Below are 18,549 nucleotides of genomic sequence, written 5' to 3'. Positions count from 1 at the left end.
GTCGGAGACCGCCGCCTTGCCCACCATCGCCCCGCTCGGGCAGGCCGATCCGGCGGCTGTCGAGGCGCTGCTCGACGTGGCGTTCGGCACCGACCGGCACGGCCGCACCGCCTATCGCATCCGCGAGGGGATGGGGTGGCTGCCCTCGCTGTCACTTGCCGGGTTCGACGGCACCACTCTGGTTGCCACGCTGCAATGCTGGCCGGTCGCGCTCATCGCCGACGATGACCGAACGCTGCCGCTGGTGCTGCTCGGGCCGGTCGCCGTGGCGCCCGAGCGGCAGCGCGACGGTATCGGCCGCCGGTTGATCGAGACGATGTTCGAAGCCGCCACCGGCATCGGCGCGCGCGATTTCGTGCTGATCGGCGATCCGGAATATTACGGTCGCTTTTTCGGCTTCACCGATGCCGCGACCGGCGGGTGGCGCGTGCCGGGGCCGGTGGAACGGCACCGTCTGCTCGCCCGGCTGGCCACGCCGGGGGACTGGCCGGCCACCGGCACGCTCGGCCCGCGCCGGCCCTCGTAGCGCCCGAAACGGCGCTGCGCTTGTGGCCCCCGCCCGCTCTGGCTAAGCGGGGTCATGCCCGAGACCACCCCCCTGCCCGACGACCTGAGCACGCTGTCGCTCGCCGAGATCGCGCAGGCGGTCGCCGATCGCCGCCTGCCCCCGGTGGAGCGCTGGAACCCGACCCATTGCGGCGACAGCGAGATGCGGATCGCGCGCGACGGTACGTGGTTCCATCAGGGGTCGCCGATCGGGCGGATGGCGATGGTGCGGCTGTTCGCCACCATCCTGCGGCGCGAGGCGGATGGCGGCTACGTGCTCGTCACCCCCGGCGAGAAGCTCGACATCGCGGTGGAGGATGCGCCGTTCGTGGCGGTGGAGGTAAAGAGCGAGGGCGAGGGCCGCGATCGCCGCCTCGCCTTCCGCCTGAACACCGACGAAGTCGTGATCGCCGGGCCGGATAACGCCCTGCGGGTGGTGGAGAAGGACGACGGCCCCCACCCCTACCTCCGCGTGCGCGGCGGGCTGGAGGCGCTGGTCGCCCGCAGCGTCTATTACGATCCCGCCGCCCTGGCGCTTGACGAGAGCGGACCGGACGACGCCGCCGGCCCCGCCGGCCTGTGGAGCGACGGCGCCTTCTTTCCGTTCGAGCCTGGCTCATGACCCTGGCGGAGCGCCTGCGCCGCGCGCTGGAGGACGGCGTTCGGCACGCCGATGGCTATCTCGGCGGCGATACGCGCGATCTGGCCCAGCGTTACCCGCAGGGCTTCACCCCGGCGGCCGTGCTGGTGCCGATCGTCGAACGGCCCGAGCCGGGCGTGCTCCTCACCCTGCGTAACGCCGCGATGCGTCAGCACGCCGGGCAGATCGCCTTTCCCGGCGGCCGGATGGACCCGGGCGACGACGGCCCCGTCGCCGCCGCGCTGCGCGAGGCCGAGGAGGAGATCGGCCTGCCCCGCGCGGCGGTGCAGGTGATCGGCACCGCCGACCGCTACCAGACCGGCACCGGCTACGAGGTGACCCCGGTGATCGGGCTGATCGCCCCCGATACCGCACTGGTGCCGCACCCGGGGGAGGTGGCCGACATCTTCGAGGTGCCGCTCGATTTCCTGCTCGACCCGCGCAACCACGGTCGGCACGCGATGGAATGGGAAGGGCGCGAGCGGCGCTATTTCGAGATCATGTGGAACGACCGCCGCATCTGGGGCGCCACCGCCGGCATGATCGTCAACCTCTCGCGCCGGCTGGCGACGATTGCCTGACGTGCCGCCGACGACGCTGCCCCACGCCGACTGGCAGGACCGCGCCGGCCTTGCTCCGCTGCTCGATGCGCTGGGTGCGCCGGGCGGGCTGACCCGCTATGTCGGCGGGGCGGTGCGCGATACGCTGGCGGGCCGCGCCGTCGTCGATGTCGATTGCGCCACGGTGCTGCTGCCCGACGAGGTGAGCGCGCGGGTGACGGCGGCCGGGTTCCGCGCGGTGCCCACCGGCATCGCCCACGGCACCGTCACCGCGATCCTGCCCGGCGGCATACCGATCGAGATCACCACGCTGCGTCGCGACGTCTCGACCGACGGTCGCCGCGCCAGCGTCGCCTTTACCGACGATTGGCGCGAGGATGCGGCGCGGCGCGATTTCACGATCAACGCGCTGTCGGCCGATCCCGTGACACGCGCGGTCTACGATTATTTCGGCGGGCTGGCCGATCTGGCCGCCGGCCGCGTCGCGTTCATCGGCGATCCGCTGCGCCGTATCGCCGAGGATCACCTGCGGATCCTGCGTTTCTTCCGCTTCCACGCCCGTTTCGGCGGCGGGGCGCCCGATGCCGATGCGCTCGCCGCCTGCACGGTTCGCGCCAACGACCTGATGGCGCTCTCGCGCGAGCGGATCGCCGACGAACTGCTCAAGCTACTGGGAGGCGCCGACCCCGCCCCCACCGTCGCCCTGATGCACGCGCGGGGCATCCTGCGGCCGGTGCTGCCGGAGATCGACGAGGCCGGCGTGGCCCGGCTCGACCGGCTCGTGGCGCGCGAGGGCGCGCTGGGCGCCGCACCTTCGGCGTTGCGCCGGCTGGGGGCGCTGCTGCCGCGCGATCCGGCGGTCGCGCGCGCGGTGGCGGAACGGCTGAAGCTGTCGAAGGCGGCACAGAAGCGCCTGACCGATGCAGCGGCCCCCGAGGCAGCCCATGGCGATCGCTTGCCGCAACTCGCCTATCGCATCGGCGCGGAGGCGGCGGCGGACTGGGCGTTGATCGCCGGCGAGGCAGGGACGCTCGCCCCCATCACTGGCTGGGACCGGCCGCGTCTCGCGATCGGCGGTGGCGACCTGATCGCGCTCGGGCTGACGCGCGGTCCGGTGGTGGCGCAGGCGTTACAGGCGATTGAGCGGGCCTGGGTGGAGGCCGGCTTCCCCGACGCGGACTGGCAACATACCCGCGCCGTCGAGGCGGTCGCTCAGTTGTTGCGCGTGCGCCAGTAATCGAAGGCGGCGTCGGGCGTCAGCGGCCGGGCGAAATAATAGCCCTGGCCCGACGTGCAGCCGAGCGCCGCGAGCGTCTGCGCCAGTTCCGCCGTCTCCACCCCTTCCGCCGTCGTCGCCATGCCGAGCGCGTCGGCGAGACTCAGCACCGCGCGGACGATCGCCACCGAGTCGCGGTCGGCAAGCATTCCGCTGACGAAGCTGCGATCGATCTTGAGCACGTCGATCGGCAGGCGCTGGAGATAGGCGAGCGAAGAATAGCCGGTGCCGAAATCGTCCATCGCGATCGTCGCCTTCAGATCCTTGAGGTTCTGCAACGCGCGCGTCGCCCCCTCCGGATCGCCGATGATCGCGCTTTCGGTCAGCTCCAGCGTCAGCCGGTCGCCGCTGATGCCGCTGCGCGACAGTGCGCCCTGCACGGCCTCGGCCACGTCGTCACGCGCCAGCTGGATGGCCGAGAGATTGACCGACATGTGCGCGTCGATCACCCGTCCGGCCTGCCGGTCCCAGTCCGCCAGCGTCTTCGTGGCCGAGTCGAGCGCCCAGCGGCCGAGCGGTACGATCAGCCCGCTTTCCTCGGCCACCGGGATGAATTCGATCGGCGAGATCGGCCCGCGCTGCGGATGCTCCCACCGCGCGAGCGCCTCGTAGCCGGACACGCGCCCGCTCGACAGGTCGATCAGCGGCTGGAAGGCGAGGTCGAGGTCGCCGTTCTCGATCGCGCGGCGCAGCTCCGTCTCCAGGCTCAGCCGCCGCCGCGCGGCGCTGACCTCACCGGGGCGATAGATTTCCACCTGCCCCGACTGCTTGGCCCATTTGAGCGCGAACTGGGCGTTGCGGATCAGATCCTCGGCACCGCCGACCAGATCCGACATCAGCGCGCAGCCGATCGCGCAATCGACCCGTATCTCAAGGTCGGACAGGCGAAACGGCGTCGCCATCGTCGTCTGCAGTCGCCGGGCCGCCACCAGCGCATCCTTGGCGCCGCTGCTGCCGAGCCGGAAGATGATGCCGAATTCGTCCCCGCCGGTGCGCGCCAGCATGTCGCCCGCGCGCAACGCCTTCACGATCCGCCGGGCGACGGTGATGATGAGCTCGTCGCCCGCGATCGAACCCATGCTCTCGTTGATCCGGCTGAACCGGGTGAGATCGACGACCAGCACGGCGAAGCGCCCCTGCCCGTCGTCCTCCGCCATCGCCAGTTCCACCGCCTCGTTGAAGGCGACGCGGTTGGGCAGGCCGGTGAGGCTGTCGTGCAGCATCTCCGCGCGCAACGACCGCTCGTTCTCGATCTCGGCGGTGCGATCGACCAGCGAGAGGATGCAGCGCCGTTCCCGATCCGCCGACATGGTGAGTCGCGCGAGGCGCACGATGAAATGCCGCCCGCCCACGCCGCCGCCATCGTGCCAGTCGAACTGGGTGGCGCCCTCCTCGGTAAGGAGGAAGGCGTGGACCTGCCCGCACAGCGGCTCGCGCTCAATCAGCGGGCGGGGATCGTCGTCGGCCTCGGTCGCGCTCATCGACATCATGTCGAGCATCTCGAACTGGCCATTTCGCGCGGTGATGACCGGCATGCCGGCATCGTCGACCACGATGGCGGCGGCGATCGGAAGGGCGTTGAGATAATCCTGCCGCGCCGAGACGATCATCTCGGCAATCGCATCCAGCGGCACGACAGCCGGAGGGGCTGCTGCCGAAACGCCCCGAGCGCCCTCTCCCTTATGCTGTTTCAACGCCCGCTGCATGGCTCGTGGAGATAGGTCATTCCGGTTAAGAGTTTGCCAAGAATTGAAACGGGTCGCAATTGACCATAGCACGATATCGCCCGATAGTGGGACACTTTAGCCGACAAATCGGTTGCTACGGGGAAAGCCCACCGGCGGCATCCGCCCCGTCGCACCCCGCGCCACCCGCCACGGCGCCATGTCGGCCTCGGTACGGGTCCGCCCGGTGTCCCCGCCCATCGGCCAGCTCAACCCCTGCTCGAAACGGAAGGTGATCGCATCGGCCATGCCGCCATCGCGATATTTCTGCAGCTGTACGCCCTGCCCGCGCGTCATTTCGGGCAGCTCGTCGATCGGGAAGACGACCAGCTTGCGGTTGTCGCCGATGATCGCGACATAGTCCTCGCCCGCCGCGATGGGCCGCACGATGCGCAGCTTCACCTCGGGCCGCAGGTTCACCACCTGCCGACCTTTCCGGGTCTCCGCCACGATCTCGCCCGCCTGCGCGATGAAGCCACGACCGTCGGACGCGGCCAGCAGCAACCGCACGCCCGGTTGCACCGGCAGCAGCGCGACGATGCCCGCCTCGCCCTCCACGTCCACCATCAGCCGCACCGGCTCGCCGAAGCCGCGTCCGCCGGGCAGCTTGTCGGCCCCCAGCGTGTAGAAGCGGCCGTGGTCGGTCGCCAGCAGCAGCTTCTCGGTGGTCTGCGCGTGGAAGGCGAACAGGGGGCCGTCGCCTTCCTTGAACTTCTGCGCTTCGGCCTGATCCAGCGGCACATGCCCCTTCATCGCCCTGATCCAGCCGCGCTGCGACAGGATCACGGTGATCGGCTCGCGCTCGATCATCGCCTCCAGTGGAATGTCGCGGGTGGGCGCCGCCTCCTCGATCAGCGTGCGGCGCCGGCCGAGGAACGTCTCCTCGCCATAGCGCTCGCGCAGCTTGCTAAGGTCCGCCTTCAGCTTCTTGCGGCGCTTGCCCTCGTCCGCCAGCAGCGCGGCGAGGCCGGCGCGTTCCTTGTCGAGCGTATCGCGCTCGCGGCGCAGCTCCATCTCCTCCAGCTTGCGCAAGGAGCGCAGCCGCATGTTGAGGATCGCCTCGGCCTGCCGGTCGCTCAGCGCGAATTCGGCCATCAGCACCGGCTTCGGCTCGTCCTCCTGCCGGATGATCGCGATCACCCGGTCGAGGTTGAGGTAGGCGATGATATAGCCGTCGAGCAGCTCGATGCGGTCATCGATCTTGGCCAGCCGATGCTCGGCCCGGCGCACCATCACGACGAACTGATGCTCGATCCAGGCCGCCAGCGCCTCCTTCAGGCTCATCACCCGCGGGGTGCGCTGCGCGTCGAGCACGTTGAGGTTCAGCGGGATGCGGCTTTCAAGGTCCGTCATGCGGAACAGCCCGTCCATCAGCACCTGCGGGTCCACCGTGCGGCTGCGCGGCTCCAGCACGATGCGGATCTCGGCATCCGATTCGTCGCGCACGTCGGCCAGGATCGGCAGCTTGCGATCGTTGATGAGGGCGGCGATGTCCTCGATCAGCTTCGATTTGGCGACCTGATACGGAATTTCGGTGATGACGAGGGTCCAAGTGCCGTTCGCGCCCTTTTCCGGCACGACCTGCCACTTGCCGTCGGCATCGATCCGCCCGGCGAACCGCGCACGCACGCGGAACGATCCCCGGCCGGTGGCATAGGATTCGGTGATGCTGGCGGCGCTCTCGGCGATGATGCCGCCGGTCGGCAGATCCGGCCCGCGCACGAACTGCGTCAGCGAGCGCGGATCGGCGTCGGGCGTGTCGATCAGGTGGACCGCGGCGTCGAGCAGCTCGGCCACGTTGTGCGGCGGGATCGAGGTGGCCATGCCCACCGCGATGCCGCTGGCGCCGTTGGCGAGCAGGTTGGGGAACAGGCCGGGGAAGATCTCCGGCTCCTCCTCCTCGCCGTTGTACGTGGGGCGGTAGTCGACCGTGCCCTCGTCCAGCCCGGCCATCAGCTCCACGGCGGTCGTGGTCAGCTTGGCCTCGGTGTACCGGTAGGCGGCGGCGTTATCGCCGTCGATGTTGCCGAAATTGCCCTGCCCGTCGACCAGCGGATAACGCAGCGAGAAGGTCTGCGCGAGGCGGACCATCGCGTCATAGACCGATTGGTCGCCGTGCGGATGGTATTTGCCGATCGTGTCGCCCACCACGCGCGCGCACTTCTTGTAGCCCGCCGCCGGATCCAGCCGCAGCAGCCGCATCGCCCAGAGCAGCCGGCGGTGCACCGGCTTCAGCCCGTCGCGCACGTCCGGCAGCGAGCGGGCGGTGATCGTGGACAGCGCATAGACGAGATACCGGCCGGACAGCGCGCTGTCGAACGGGGTGTCCACGATGCTGTCGAACGGGTCGCCGGAGGCTGTCTTGGTGTCGGTCATGCGCTCGCGCGATAGCAGCGGCGCGGGCTTTGCGCTATGCGGCCGGGATGAAGGACAACGGCATTCTCGCGTGGGTCGCCTATCTGGCGCTAGGCCTGTCGCTGGCGGGGAACCTGTGGTTCGTCGGCATGCCCGGCTGGGCGCTGATCCCGGCGGCGCTGGCCGGCTGGTATCTGGCGGACCTGATGTCCGGTGCGATCCACATGTATATGGATTACCGCCCGTGCCGCAGCGGCATCGGCCTGGACCGGCTGTATTTCTACGAAGGCTCGCGCGATTCGGACGAGTATCGCACGCTGTTCGGCCAAACGATGCGGCAGATCGGGCCGATCGAGCGGCTGGTGTTCGATTTCAAGAACCACCATCCCCGCCCGCTGGCGCTGGGCCGGCGCAACCTGTGGCGGCAGATCGGCTCCACCGTCATCATCGCGACGCTGCCCGCCTCGCTGGCGCTGAACCTGCTGTGCTGGGCCGGGCTGCGGGCCGGTTGGCCGGTGCCGGGCTGGTTCACCGGCGGGGCGATCGCCTTCCTGCTGGGCGGCACCTTCGCGCAATATTTCCACGGCACGCTGCACCGCGAACGCAACCCGTGGTTCATCCACCTGATGCGCCGGCTGGGCCTGTTGATGACCCCGCAGGCGCACAACATCCACCACGAGACGCTGGCGCGCGATTTCAGCACCAACAGCGGCTGGTCCAACCCGGTGCTGAACCGCGTTTTCGCGTGGGTGCAACGGCGCGGCGGCATGGATCGGCGCGGGCTGGAGCCTTATTGACACGATGCGGGGATACAGCCTCGGCGGACATTGACGCTCCGTCGCGAACGCGGCACCGTCCCGACCGGCGCCCTCAATGACGCCCGACGACAGAAAATGGCAGGAGAGTGTGTGTCGAACGGTCCTGAAGACGCGCACGCCCGGCTGAGCGTGCCGATGACGGCGGTGGTGCTGGTCGGCGTCTTCGTCTTCATGGGGTTGTTCTTCGCCCTGCACACGCTGCTGGGGGTGGGCATGCCGGTGTTCGGCATCCTGTTCCTGATCTACTGGGCCGCGATCCTGAAGCAGGATCCCGCCGCCTTCGTCCCCAGCGTGCTCGGCCCGCTGGCGGGGATCGCGCTGGCCTGGGTGCTGATCGTGATGCCGGCGCAGACGGGAACCGCCGGCATGGTGGTCTCGCGCGTCATCCTCGTCGTGGTGCTGTTCTGCTTCACGCGCGGGCAGGCCAAGCTGCTGGTCAACAACGCCACGATGCTGTTCGTGACGGTCGCCGCCGTTCCCGAGTTCGATGTCGGCCGCAATTACGGCGGCATGGCGGGATCGGTCGTCCTGTCAGCCGCCTACATGGGGCTGGTGGCGCTGGGCCTGCGCGAGATCGGCAAACGTCGGGCGAACCGCAAGATCGTGGCCGACGTGGCCTGAACGGGCCGCCGGCCCGACCGCGCCGGTCACTCCGGCCGTTCCGCGCCGAACCGCGCCGCCTGCGCCTGTTTCCACCAGCCGTGCACCACCGCGCGCGGGGTGCCGAGGCCCAGCCTGTCGGTCGTCGCCTCCCACCGTTCCGTGATCGTCACCACGCGGGCGGAAAGCGCGTTCGGCGGCAGCTCCACCGCCCAGCCGTGGATCGCGGTGGCGTTGGTCATCAGCAGGAAGGCGGCGGCAAGATAGATCGCCGTGGTCGTCCACAGCAGCGGCCGTCCGCCGATGGTGGTGCTGCCGGGCAGGTCCACCGGCGACAGCGTAGCGTCCCCGTGCATCACCGGCGGGGGCGCCTGCTCCCGCGCGACGAAGCGCTCCACGATCGGCGGCGCTGCCCCCAGTTCGCTGCCACGTCTGATGATGGGGGGCATCGCGGACCTCAGAACTGGTAGTAGATGAAGGGCGCGACCCCCTCGAAACGCATGGCGTCGATCAGCAGGATGGTGACGCCCACCCCGAGACCCAGCGCCCACGCCGGCACCCGCCGCACCCGCAGCGCCATGCCCTGCATCAGATGGTGCGGGGTGAAATGGATCGCCATGCCCAGCCCCATCAGCGCCACCGCCAGCGGCGTGGTGATCGTGTTCGCCCAGTCCCCGCGCCCGATCCCGCCCAGATAGCCGAGCGCCCCGTCGAAGCTGTCGGCGCGGAAGAAGATCCAGCCGAGCGTGACGATATGGAACGTCACGAAAATCGCCAGCGGACGCGGCAGGCCCGGCAGCCCGACCTTGCGCCACAGCGTCTCGATCACCTGCACCGCCCCATGAAGCCCGCCCCAGATCAGGAACGTCCATTTCGCGCCATGCCACAGCCCGCCCAAGAGCATCGTGAGCATCAGGTTACGGCACTGCTTCGCCAGCCCGCCACGACTGCCGCCGAGCGAGATGTAGAGATAATCGCGCAGCCAGCTCGACAGGCTGATGTGCCAGCGCCGCCAGAAATCCTGGAGCGACGCCGCGCGATACGGCTGGTTGAAATTGTGCGGGAAGCGGTAGCCGAGCAACGCCGCCAGCCCGATCGCCATATCCGAATAGGCCGAGAAGTCGCAGTAGATCTGCACCGCATAGCCGTAAGCGGCGGCGATCAGATCGAGGCTGGAGTGCGCCGAGGGATCGAAGAACACCGGATCGACGAGGCCGACGGAAAGCTCCGAGGCGATCACCGCTTTCTTGAACAGCCCCCACGTAATCAGCAGCAGCCCCATCGTCGCCATGCCGCGATCGAGCTTGGGCGCGCGCGCGAACTGCGGGATCAGGTCGGACGCGCGGACGATCGGACCGGCCACCAGATGCGGGAAGAAGCTCATCAGCAGCGTCATGTCCAGCAGCGAGGCCGGCGGCACGCGCCTGCGATACACATCCACCAGATAGGACATGCCCTGAAAGGTGAAGAACGACACGCCCACCGGCAGGATGATCGACAGCAACGGCAGATCGCGCTCGATGCCGAAGCCGTGCAGCACCACGCCCAGCTGTTCGAGGAAGAAGTCGAAATATTTGAAAAAGCCGAGGATGGCGAGGTTGGCGATCACCCCCAGCGTGACCAGCGCCTTGCGCCGCCCTTCGCCCTCCGTGCGGGCAATGGCGGCGGCAGTGCCCCAGTTGAGAAACGCGGAGAGGATCAGCAGCGCGACGAATCGCCAGTCCCACGCGCCGTAGAACACCCAGCTTGCCAGCAGCAGCAGGATCTTGCGCCACTCGTTATCCCGCGCCACACCCCAGACGAGCGCATAGACGGCGAGGAAGAACAGCCCGAAGGTGAGCGTCGGGAACAGCATCTAGCGTGCGGCTCCGGTCGTAACGCCGCCCTTGCTCTCCTGCGTCATCCCGGCGAACGCCGGGATCTCGCGTGAGGTGCGACAAGGCAGGTCGTCAGGCCGCACGAGATCCCGGCACTCACCGGGATGACGGCATGAATTCGACGCCATCACCGCCGCGCCGCCATCGCGCGGTCGAGGTCGGCCTGCAGGCGGGTGGCGATCTCGCGACCGCCGGCCGAGTTGAAGTGCACATAGTCGCCGCGCATCAGCGGCACGGCACCTTTCACGAACCCGACAGCGGCGCAGCGCCCCCCCATCCGCGCCTCCCAATCCCAGAAGGCCAGGTTGAGCGAGGCGGCGACGCGGCGCTGCACATCGCGCACCGCGCCCAGCCCGGCGGGTGGAAACAGCGGATCGGCGCGCACCGCATAGCGCGGCGTGGCCACCGGCACGGGGGCAGGTGCGGGTGTCGCGACCGGCGCCGCGGCCGGCGGCGGCGTCGGCGCGGCCGCGCCGTCCGCAGGGACGTCGCCTGCGGCACGCAGCGATGCCATGACGCCTGCGACGCCATTCCCCGCCGGAGACTGCGCCGCGACCACCACCGGCGGCGATACGGGCCGGGGCGCCGCCACCGGCTGCGCGACCAGCGGCTCCACGCAGGGCGCCGGGGTGGCCACAGGGGCGTTCGACAGCAGCTCGCGCCGGCGGGTCAGCGCATCCGGCGCGCCGAACAGCAGGATCGGCACGTTGCCGGCCCCCCGCCGCAGCCGGCTGATCTGGGTGCGCAGCGTGATCTCATATTCCTGCGGGCGGAAGACGGGGGCGAACCCCTCGTTGGTGCCGAACGCCAGCACGATCAGGTCCGGCTTGTAGCTGCGCATCTCCTCGGCCAGCACCGCATCGTCGTTGCGCGAGAAGTGGACGAGCTGCGAGCCGACCACGCCCACGTTGGACAGCGCCACCCCGCCCGAATCGCGGAAGGTGGCCCAGCTGGTGATCGTCACCGGGCGATCGGCCGCGACCAGTTCCACCCGCGATTGCGGCTGGTCGGTGGTGATCGTCTTGCACTCGGCCCGCGTGCCCGGCGCGTCGAGGGTCATCCGTTCAAGCCGCCCCCCGATCAGGATGGTGAGCGCGCCCGAATCCGGCCCGGCGGCAGCGCACACGGTGAAGCGATCGAACACCTCGTTGGCATCCGCCGTCAGCGCGATCCGCGCGCCGGGGGTGGTGGAGGTGATGCTGAACCCGGCCACGCCCATCATCGGCCGCGGCGGGGCGGAGCCTGCGCCGAAGATCGAGGCCACCCGCCATCCCGGCGACATCTCGGCGGTGACCCAGCGGGTGAGATAGCCCTGATACGGCCCCCCGGGAGGCATCACGCCCCGCCCGCCGCTGCCGTAGCGCGCCTGCAGGATGTCCCGCCAGCCGCCGGTGATGGTGTCGCCGGCGGTATGGCTGTCGCCGATCTGGAGGATGTGGACCGGGCGGTGGCCGCGCGTGCGGTCGGTCGCCGTCGCCAGCTTGGCGAAGAACGGGTCGAGCACGCGCGCGTTGCACAACGTGTCGCCGCAGCCGGCCGCCGTCAGGCTCGCCGCCGCCGCCAGCGCGAGGCCGATCACGACGGCACCCCCGGCGCGGGGGCGGCGGGCGCGGCGGGGCGCGGCGGAGCGTCCGTTCCGGCCATCGTGCGGGCGGCGGCCACATAGCGGTCGATGCGCTTGGCCAGCCCGCGCGTGATCCGAAGATAGCCGGTCATCGACATGTGTATCCCGTCGTTGGCGCGGATCAGCGTCCGCTCGCCCGAGGGGCCATCGGGCAGATAGGGGGCGAACTCGCCGTTGCCGTCCACCGTCATCGAGGCGGTCTCGATCCACGGCACGCCGAGCGCGGCCATTCGCTTCGTATAGAAGGCGTTCATGCCGGCGATGTCGGCGTCGAACTCGGGCTTGCGCATCTTGGGCAGGCCGACCCAATAGACCATCGCCCCCTGCGCCCGCAGCTCGCGCACGAAGCCGTCCACCCGCTTGCCGACGATCTCCTGCCACTCCGGCCCGAGCAATTTCGCCGCATGGTTGCCGGACATGACGCCCTGCGTATCGTTCGCGCCGAACGAGATCACCGCCACGTCCACCGGATTGCCGGAAAGCTGTTCGCGCGCATGATCTTCCAGGTTGAGGCTGCCATAGCGGGTGAAGCCGGTGGACTGCTGGCTGAACTTGGCGACCTCGTAACCGGCCCTGGCGGGCAGCAGATGGTACAGCGCGGACCAGATGCCATCGCCATAGCTGTCGCCGAATACGCCGATCCGCACCTTGCGCCCCTCCGCCACCGTTTCCAGCAGATGCGGCGAGAAGGGGATCGCACATTCGGCGGTGGGGGCCGCGGCGGGCCTTCCCGGGCCGGCGGCGGGGTTGCCGGTGGCAGGCGGCGGCGGGGCGACAGCGGGCGTCACCGCCGGACGGGGAGCAGGCGCATCGCCCGATCCGGCGAAGGCGTAGCCGATCATCGCACCGGCCGCGACGCCGAGGAACAGGACGGCCGTGCGATCGGCCAGCGTCAACAGCGTCCTCATGCCCGTCACCAGATCCCGATCAGACGGCGCCGGGCCGCTTGTTTCCAAGCGCGCGGCCTTACCGCGCGGCCGGCGAGCCTGTCGAGCGGGGAAAGCGCCGGGCCGTGCCCCGTTCGCGAGCATGGCCGGCGGCCCCCCGTGCCATCGACAGCGCGGGGGCATTTCTGCTAGCGCCCGCCACCCGTCAACGGAGTTGTCCGGCCGAACATGTCGATCGCGCGTTTCCTGCTCGCGCCCTGGTGGCTGGCGCAGCTTGCGACCGGCGCGAAATCCTTTCGTGACAATCCGCTGATCGGATCGCGGCGGCTGAACGCACGCGGGCTGCACGTGGCACGGGTGAAGCTGGCGCACCGGCTGGCATGGGCGCGGCGGCGGCGGCTGGCGCGGCTGCTGGCGCCCGAGGACCGCGCCGCCTTCGATCGCGACGGCTTTCTCATCAGGCATGATTTCCTGCCGCCCGAGGCGTTCGTCGCGCTGCGCGATGCCGTGTTTGCCCACCCCGCCCCCGCGCGTGAGATGGTGCAGGGCGACACCGTCACCCGCCGCATCGCGCTCGATCCGGCGTTTCTGGCCGCCGTGCCGCAGGCGCGCGCGCTGCTGCGCGATCCGCTGTGGCGCGGCGCGATCCGCTATGCCGGCAGCTTCGCCACCGAGCCGCTCGCCTATATCCAGACGATCCTCGCCCGCCGTCATGATGCCGCGCCCGATCCGCAGACTGCGCTGCATGCCGATACTTTCCACCCCACGGTAAAGGCCTGGCTGTTTCTCACCGACGTGGAGGAGGAAGACGGGCCGTTCCGCTACGTGCCCGGCTCGCATCTGCTGACCCCCGGGCGGCTGGCGTTCGAGCGGGCGACGAGCCTGAACGCGCCGGCCGGGATCGACCACCTGTCCGCGCGCGGCTCCTTTCGCGTGGCCGAGGATGCGCTGGCCGGAATGGGCCTGCCGCCGGCGCGCAGCTTCGCCACCCCCGCCAACACGCTGGTGGTGGCCGACACCTTCGGCTTCCACGCCCGCAAGCGCGCCACCCGCGCCTCCACCCGCGTGGAAATCTGGGCCTATGGCCGGCGCAATCCCTTCCTGCCGTGGACGGGGCTGGACCTGCTCGGCACGCGCGGCATCGCCGAACGGCGGATTCCTCTACTGTGGAAGACGCGCGACGTTCTGGAACGCTATGTGGGGCAACCCTGGCGCTCCGTCGGGCTCAAACGACCCCGCGATTCCTGACGAGACGCCCGCCATAGCGGGTTCGGCATCGCCGGCACCTATCGTTTACCTCTCCGATCGGCTATGCTGCATTGCATCATCCTTTCAGTACGGCGTTGTTCATGGATTTTGGTCTGTTCATCGTAGGTCGAGGGCGTTTCGTCTCGGCATGAGGCGGTCTGACGTTCCTGTCCTGCGCTCGCCGCCGTTTCCCGCCGTTCCGCTTCAGGTCTCGGCAGTGAGCCGGATCGCGCCCGGCTTCGTCGCGAGCGGCGATCAGGCGTCCACGCTGGTCGCCGCGATCCGTACCGCGCGGGTCGGCGGACCGTTCTGGGCACCGGCAACTGTCGTGGCGGCCGATGTCGTGGTGGTGTGCCCCGTTACCCGCGACGAGGCGCTCGCCCTGCCTTCCCGCCGCGGAGACGAGCCGATGCTCGCGCTGCTGCCGGATACGCCGTGGGCGGCCGAGGCGGTCGTCCTGCTCGGCATCGGACACGTCGCGGCGGGGATCGGCGAGGTCGATGTGTGGCCGTTGCTGGACAAGGCCGCGCTGGTCGAGGCGGCGGGCGACGACGAACTGATCCTGCTCGCCTTGATCGCCGGCATACCCGCCCGCGCCACCACCCCCGGCCGTTTCACCGGCCACGGCCTGACCGAGGGTGAGGCGCCGCCCGTCGATCGGGCCGCCGCCCTGGTCGCGCTCGTCGCGACGACGCTGTGCACCGGCGTGCGTTACCGCGACTGCTTCTCCGGCACCGGAGCGACCCCGTTGCAGGCCGTCGCCCGTCTGACGGAATGGCGGCGCCTGATCGATGCCAATCGCGGCGTCGCCGTAGCGGCCGGGATCGCGATGTGGAAACGGCGCGAGATATCCCGCCTGCTGTGGAACGGCAGCACGCCGCTGCGCTTTGCCCGCAGCCCGGGCCGGGCGTTGCGGCTCGCAAGCGGAGCGAAAGGCGCGATCGCCGCCTGGCCCTCGCGCGTGCCCGCCGGGCTGGCCGACGCCGCCACGGCCGCCGGAGTGCCGCTGGTTCGCGTCGAGGATGGCTTCATTCGATCGGTCGGGCTGGGCAGCAACCTTCACCCGCCGCTCTCCATCGTGGCCGATTCGCGCGGTATCTATTATGATCCGACCGGCCCGAGCGATCTGGAGACCCTGCTTGCCGAGGTGGACTTCCCGCCCGCGCTGATCGCCCGCGCTCGGGCGCTGGCGACGGCGATCGTGGCGGCGGGGATCAGCAAATATTCCAGCGGAAACGCACCATATCGGATCGATTCGCCGGCCGGCCGTCGCCGCGTGCTGGTGGCGGGGCAGGTGGAAGACGATCTTTCGGTGCGGCTGGGCGGCGGCGCGGTGGCGGGCAACCTCGATCTGCTGCGCCGTGCGCGTGCCGCCGAGCCGGACGCCTTCCTGCTGTTCAAGCCACACCCCGACGTCGATGCCGGCCACCGCGCCGGCCGCATCGAGGATGCCGAAGCGTTACTGCTGGCCGACCGGGTGGTGCGCGACGTGGCGATGCCGGCGCTGCTTGATGCGGTGGACGGCGTGCATGTCCTCACCTCGCTCGCCGGCTACGAGGCGCTGCTGCGCGGCCGGGACGTGACGGTGCACGGCAGCCCGTTCTACGCCGGCTGGGGGCTGACCCGCGATCTCGGCCCTACCCTGCCCCGCCGTACCCGCTGCCTGTCGATCGACGAGCTCACCGCTGCCGCGCTGATCCTCTACCCGCGCTATCTCGATCCGGTCACCGGCCTGCCCTGCCCCCCCGAAACGCTGGTGCAGCGGCTCGCCGCGCAGGCGGCCCCGCGCGAGACGCCGCTGATTCGGCTCCGTCGGCTGCAGGGATGGTTGCGGCGCGCGCGGACTCCTATAGGAAGGCTGGCATGAAGCACCGGGCATTGAATCGGAAAACTTTCCTTTTCCTGCAAGGCCCCCCCGGCCCGTTCTTCGCGCGGCTGGCCGATGCGCTGGCTGGCGAGGGGCATATCGTCCACCGCATCAACTTCAGCGGGGGCGATCGCTGGTCGTGGAACCTGCCCTCCACCGACTATCGCGGCAGCAGTGGCAACTGGCCGCATTTCTTCGACAGCTTCATCCGCTCCAACCGCATCACCGATCTGGTGCTGTTCGGTGATTGCCGGCCGCTGCACCGCGCCGCCCACGGGCTGGCGGCGTTGCGCGGCCTGCGTATCCACGTGTTCGAGGAAGGCTATATCCGGCCGGACTGGGTGACGCTGGAGCTGGACGGGGTGAACGGCAACTCCAGCCTGTCGCGCGATCCGGACTGGTATCTGGAGGCCGCCCGCACGCTGCCACCGCTGCCGGAGCATCCGCCCGTGGCGTCCAGCTTCAAGCGCAGGGCGGACGATGCGCTCGGCTATTTCACCAATAATTTCTTCCAGTTGCCGCGCTTCCCTTACTACCGCTCGCATCGCCCGATCTCACCGGTGATCGAAGGGGTCGGCTGGCTGAGGCGACTGGCCGGCCAGAAGAAGGCCCGCGAGCGGACCGACGCGATCCTCGCGCAGGTGCGCGAGACGCCCTATTTCGTGCTGCCGCTTCAGCTCAATTCCGATCACCAGATCCGCACCCATTCCCCTTTCGGCAACATGAAGGTGGCGATGGCCTATGTGATCGAGAGTTTCGCGCGATCCGCCCCGCCCGGGACGGTGCTCGTCATCAAGCAGCATCCGCTGGACAACGGCCTCATCAACTGGCGCCGGCTGGCCCGCGCGCGCGCCGCCGAACATGGCATCGCCGACCGGATGCTGTTCATCGAGGAGGGCGATATCGCCCAGATCGTGGCGGGCGCGCGGGGGGTGGTGACGGTAAACAGCACCACCGGTACGCTGGCGCTCGGCGTCGGAGTGCCGGTCGCAGTGCTGGGGCACGCCGTCTACCATATCGCCGGCATCACCCATCAGGGTTCGCTCGATGCCTTCTGGCAGGCGCCGCCGGTGCCGGACACGCATATCTGGGACGCGTTCTGTCGCGTACTCTACGACCGCTGCCTCATTCGCGGCGGCTTTTCCAGCGACGAGGGGCTGGCGTTGCTCGTGGAGGGCGCGGTGAAGCGGTTGACCGGGCCGGAAGCCGCCGCCGGCGATCGCCTGCTGCACGAGGTCGACGTCTCCGCCTCCCCGCCCCGGCCCGGCACGGCCTGGCGGGGATGACGCCGCCGCCGGGTCGGATCCATCCGGGTGACGCCGCCGGCGTCGCCCGCCGCGAGGTCGTGCTGGACCTGTCGCGGCTGATTTCGCGCGTGCTGCACGCCACCCCCACCGGCGTGGACCGGGTCGAGATGGCCTATGCGCGCGGCCTGCTCGCCACGATTCCCGATCGGCTGTCGTTCAGCGCGCTGCATCCGTGCGGGCTGTACGGCCGGCTCGACCGGCAGGCCGTCATCACCTTCCTCGACGAGACCGAGGTGCGCTGGGACGAGAACCATCGACCGGGCCGCTGGTCGCGCCGCCTGTCCGCCGCGCGGGCGTGCTTGGCGCTGCGGCCGCATCGGGTGCCGCCGCTGCCGCCCGGCGCGTCGCGCGTCTATGTCCAGTCCTCCCCGCACCATCTGGAACGGGGGGACCGGGTGGCCGCTATCCTGCGGCGCGAACAGGCGCGGCTCGTCGGGCTGGTCCACGACCTGATCCCGATCGAATATCCCGAATATGCCCGGCCCAACGGCGCCGCGCTGCATCAGGCGCGGATGGCGACGCTGGCCGATCACGCCGCCGGTCTCATCACCAATTCTGATGCGACCCGCGTATCGCTGCGGCGCCATCTCGAGCGCAGCGGCCATCAGCCGATCATCGACGTCGCGCACCTCGGCACCCATCCCGTGCCGCCGCCGCCCGCGCTGGAGCCGGGCGCAGCCGATCCGTACTTCATCTGCGTCGGCACGATCGAACCGCGCAAGAACCACCTGCTGCTCCTCAACCTGTGGCGACGGCTGGTGGAAGATGGCGGGCCGGTGCCGCGCCTCGTGCTGGTCGGCCGGCGCGGATGGGAGAACGAGCAGGTCATCGACATGCTCGAACGCTGCCCGGCGCTTGCCGCGCATGTCGACGAACATGCCGGCCTGCCCGATCGCGCGATGGCGCAATTGATCGGTCAGGCGCGCGCGCTGCTGCTGCCGTCGTTCGCCGAGGGCTTCGGCATGCCGGTGACGGAGGCGCTGGGCGCGGGCGTGCCGGTGCTGTGCAGCGATCTGCCGGCGCTGCGCGAGGCGGGGGGCGAGGTGCCCGATTATCTCGATCCGCTCGACGGCGTGGCGTGGATACGCAGCGTGCGGGAATATGCTAAGGCCGATTCGTCGCGTCGCACCGCGCAACTGGAACGGCTTTCCCGGTGGAAGCCACCGGCATGGTCCGACCATATCGCGATCCTGCTGGATCTGATCGAAAGAGTCTGAACG

Annotated in this window: 16 protein-coding genes; 10 read left to right on the top strand and 6 right to left on the bottom strand. The window is 69.9% G+C overall.

Going from position 1 to position 18,549, the window contains the following annotated elements:
• The 4 genes from FOY91_RS12350 to FOY91_RS12335 all read left to right on the top strand — a co-directional run.
• Positions 1–526: GNAT family N-acetyltransferase (locus FOY91_RS12350; RefSeq protein WP_420822884.1), on the top strand; the 526-nt coding region annotated here is incomplete at its 5' end.
• Between the two features lie 54 nt (positions 527–580).
• A complete protein-coding gene (locus tag FOY91_RS12345) occupies positions 581–1,168 on the top strand; it encodes a DUF1285 domain-containing protein (RefSeq protein ID WP_145152201.1) in 588 nt (195 codons plus the stop codon).
• Positions 1,165–1,767 (top strand): CoA pyrophosphatase, encoded by a 603-nt coding sequence (locus FOY91_RS12340; RefSeq protein WP_145152198.1) that lies wholly within the window; start codon positions 1,165–1,167, stop codon positions 1,765–1,767. The genes FOY91_RS12345 and FOY91_RS12340 overlap by 4 nt, the downstream gene beginning before the upstream one ends.
• A 1-nt stretch (position 1,768) precedes the next feature.
• A complete protein-coding gene (locus tag FOY91_RS12335) occupies positions 1,769–2,983 on the top strand; it encodes a CCA tRNA nucleotidyltransferase (RefSeq protein ID WP_145152195.1) in 1,215 nt (404 codons plus the stop codon).
• On the opposite strand, the gene FOY91_RS12330 is transcribed toward FOY91_RS12335, so the two are convergent.
• Both FOY91_RS12330 and parC read right to left on the bottom strand, forming a co-directional pair.
• Complete coding sequence (locus FOY91_RS12330) at positions 2,959–4,632, bottom strand: putative bifunctional diguanylate cyclase/phosphodiesterase (RefSeq protein WP_238995654.1); 1,674 nt, start codon at positions 4,630–4,632, stop codon at positions 2,959–2,961. The two genes, FOY91_RS12335 and FOY91_RS12330, sit on opposite strands and share 25 nt — an antisense overlap.
• A gap of 192 nt (positions 4,633–4,824) precedes the next feature.
• Positions 4,825–7,122 (bottom strand): DNA topoisomerase IV subunit A, encoded by a 2,298-nt coding sequence (parC, locus tag FOY91_RS12325; protein ID WP_145152189.1) that lies wholly within the window; start codon positions 7,120–7,122, stop codon positions 4,825–4,827.
• Between the two features lie 47 nt (positions 7,123–7,169).
• On the opposite strand from parC, the gene FOY91_RS12320 reads away from it, so the two are divergent.
• On the top strand, positions 7,170–7,898 hold the full coding sequence (locus FOY91_RS12320) for a fatty acid desaturase CarF family protein (RefSeq protein WP_145152186.1): 729 nt from the start codon (positions 7,170–7,172) through the stop codon (positions 7,896–7,898).
• A 111-nt stretch (positions 7,899–8,009) separates the two neighbouring features.
• Positions 8,010–8,540: a hypothetical protein gene (locus FOY91_RS12315; RefSeq protein WP_145152183.1), complete on the top strand. Its 531-nt coding sequence runs from the start codon at positions 8,010–8,012 to the stop codon at positions 8,538–8,540.
• Between the two features lie 26 nt (positions 8,541–8,566).
• Here the strand turns inward: FOY91_RS12315 and FOY91_RS12310 are convergent, their stop codons facing one another.
• The 4 genes from FOY91_RS12310 to FOY91_RS12295 form a co-directional block, all read right to left on the bottom strand.
• Positions 8,567–8,968: a hypothetical protein gene (locus FOY91_RS12310; protein ID WP_238995653.1), complete on the bottom strand. Its 402-nt coding sequence runs from the start codon at positions 8,966–8,968 to the stop codon at positions 8,567–8,569.
• An 8-nt stretch (positions 8,969–8,976) separates the two neighbouring features.
• Complete coding sequence (locus FOY91_RS12305) at positions 8,977–10,374, bottom strand: MBOAT family O-acyltransferase (RefSeq protein WP_145152179.1); 1,398 nt, start codon at positions 10,372–10,374, stop codon at positions 8,977–8,979.
• A gap of 149 nt (positions 10,375–10,523) precedes the next feature.
• The gene (locus FOY91_RS12300; protein ID WP_145152176.1) at positions 10,524–11,975 is read right to left on the bottom strand and encodes an SGNH/GDSL hydrolase family protein; all 1,452 of its coding nucleotides are present in this window, start codon (positions 11,973–11,975) and stop codon (positions 10,524–10,526) included.
• Entirely contained in the window at positions 11,972–12,928 is a 957-nt protein-coding gene (locus FOY91_RS12295) for an SGNH/GDSL hydrolase family protein (protein ID WP_145152174.1), read from the bottom strand. Before FOY91_RS12295 ends, FOY91_RS12300 begins: the two co-directional genes overlap by 4 nt.
• Before the next feature lie 207 nt (positions 12,929–13,135).
• Here FOY91_RS12295 and FOY91_RS12290 point away from each other — a divergent pair, with 207 nt between their 5' ends.
• The 4 genes from FOY91_RS12290 to FOY91_RS12275 all read left to right on the top strand — a co-directional run bounded on the left by FOY91_RS12290 (position 13,136) and on the right by FOY91_RS12275 (position 18,546).
• Entirely contained in the window at positions 13,136–14,155 is a 1,020-nt protein-coding gene (locus FOY91_RS12290) for a phytanoyl-CoA dioxygenase family protein (RefSeq protein ID WP_145152171.1), read from the top strand.
• A 217-nt stretch (positions 14,156–14,372) separates the two neighbouring features.
• Positions 14,373–16,022 (top strand): capsular polysaccharide export protein, LipB/KpsS family, encoded by a 1,650-nt coding sequence (locus FOY91_RS12285; protein WP_338062080.1) that lies wholly within the window; start codon positions 14,373–14,375, stop codon positions 16,020–16,022.
• Positions 16,019–17,308, top strand: a complete 1,290-nt coding sequence (locus FOY91_RS12280) for a capsule biosynthesis protein (RefSeq protein ID WP_145152165.1) — start codon at positions 16,019–16,021, stop codon at positions 17,306–17,308. Before FOY91_RS12285 ends, FOY91_RS12280 begins: the two co-directional genes overlap by 4 nt.
• A complete protein-coding gene (locus FOY91_RS12275) occupies positions 17,305–18,546 on the top strand; it encodes a glycosyltransferase family 4 protein (protein WP_145152162.1) in 1,242 nt (413 codons plus the stop codon). The genes FOY91_RS12280 and FOY91_RS12275 overlap by 4 nt, the downstream gene beginning before the upstream one ends.
• The last annotated feature ends 3 nt before the right edge of the window (positions 18,547–18,549 follow it).

The organism is Alterirhizorhabdus solaris (assembly GCF_007785815.1).
Classification (GTDB): Bacteria; Pseudomonadota; Alphaproteobacteria; order Sphingomonadales; family Sphingomonadaceae; genus Alterirhizorhabdus; species Alterirhizorhabdus solaris.
This window is presented reverse-complemented; position numbering and strand designations above follow the sequence as displayed.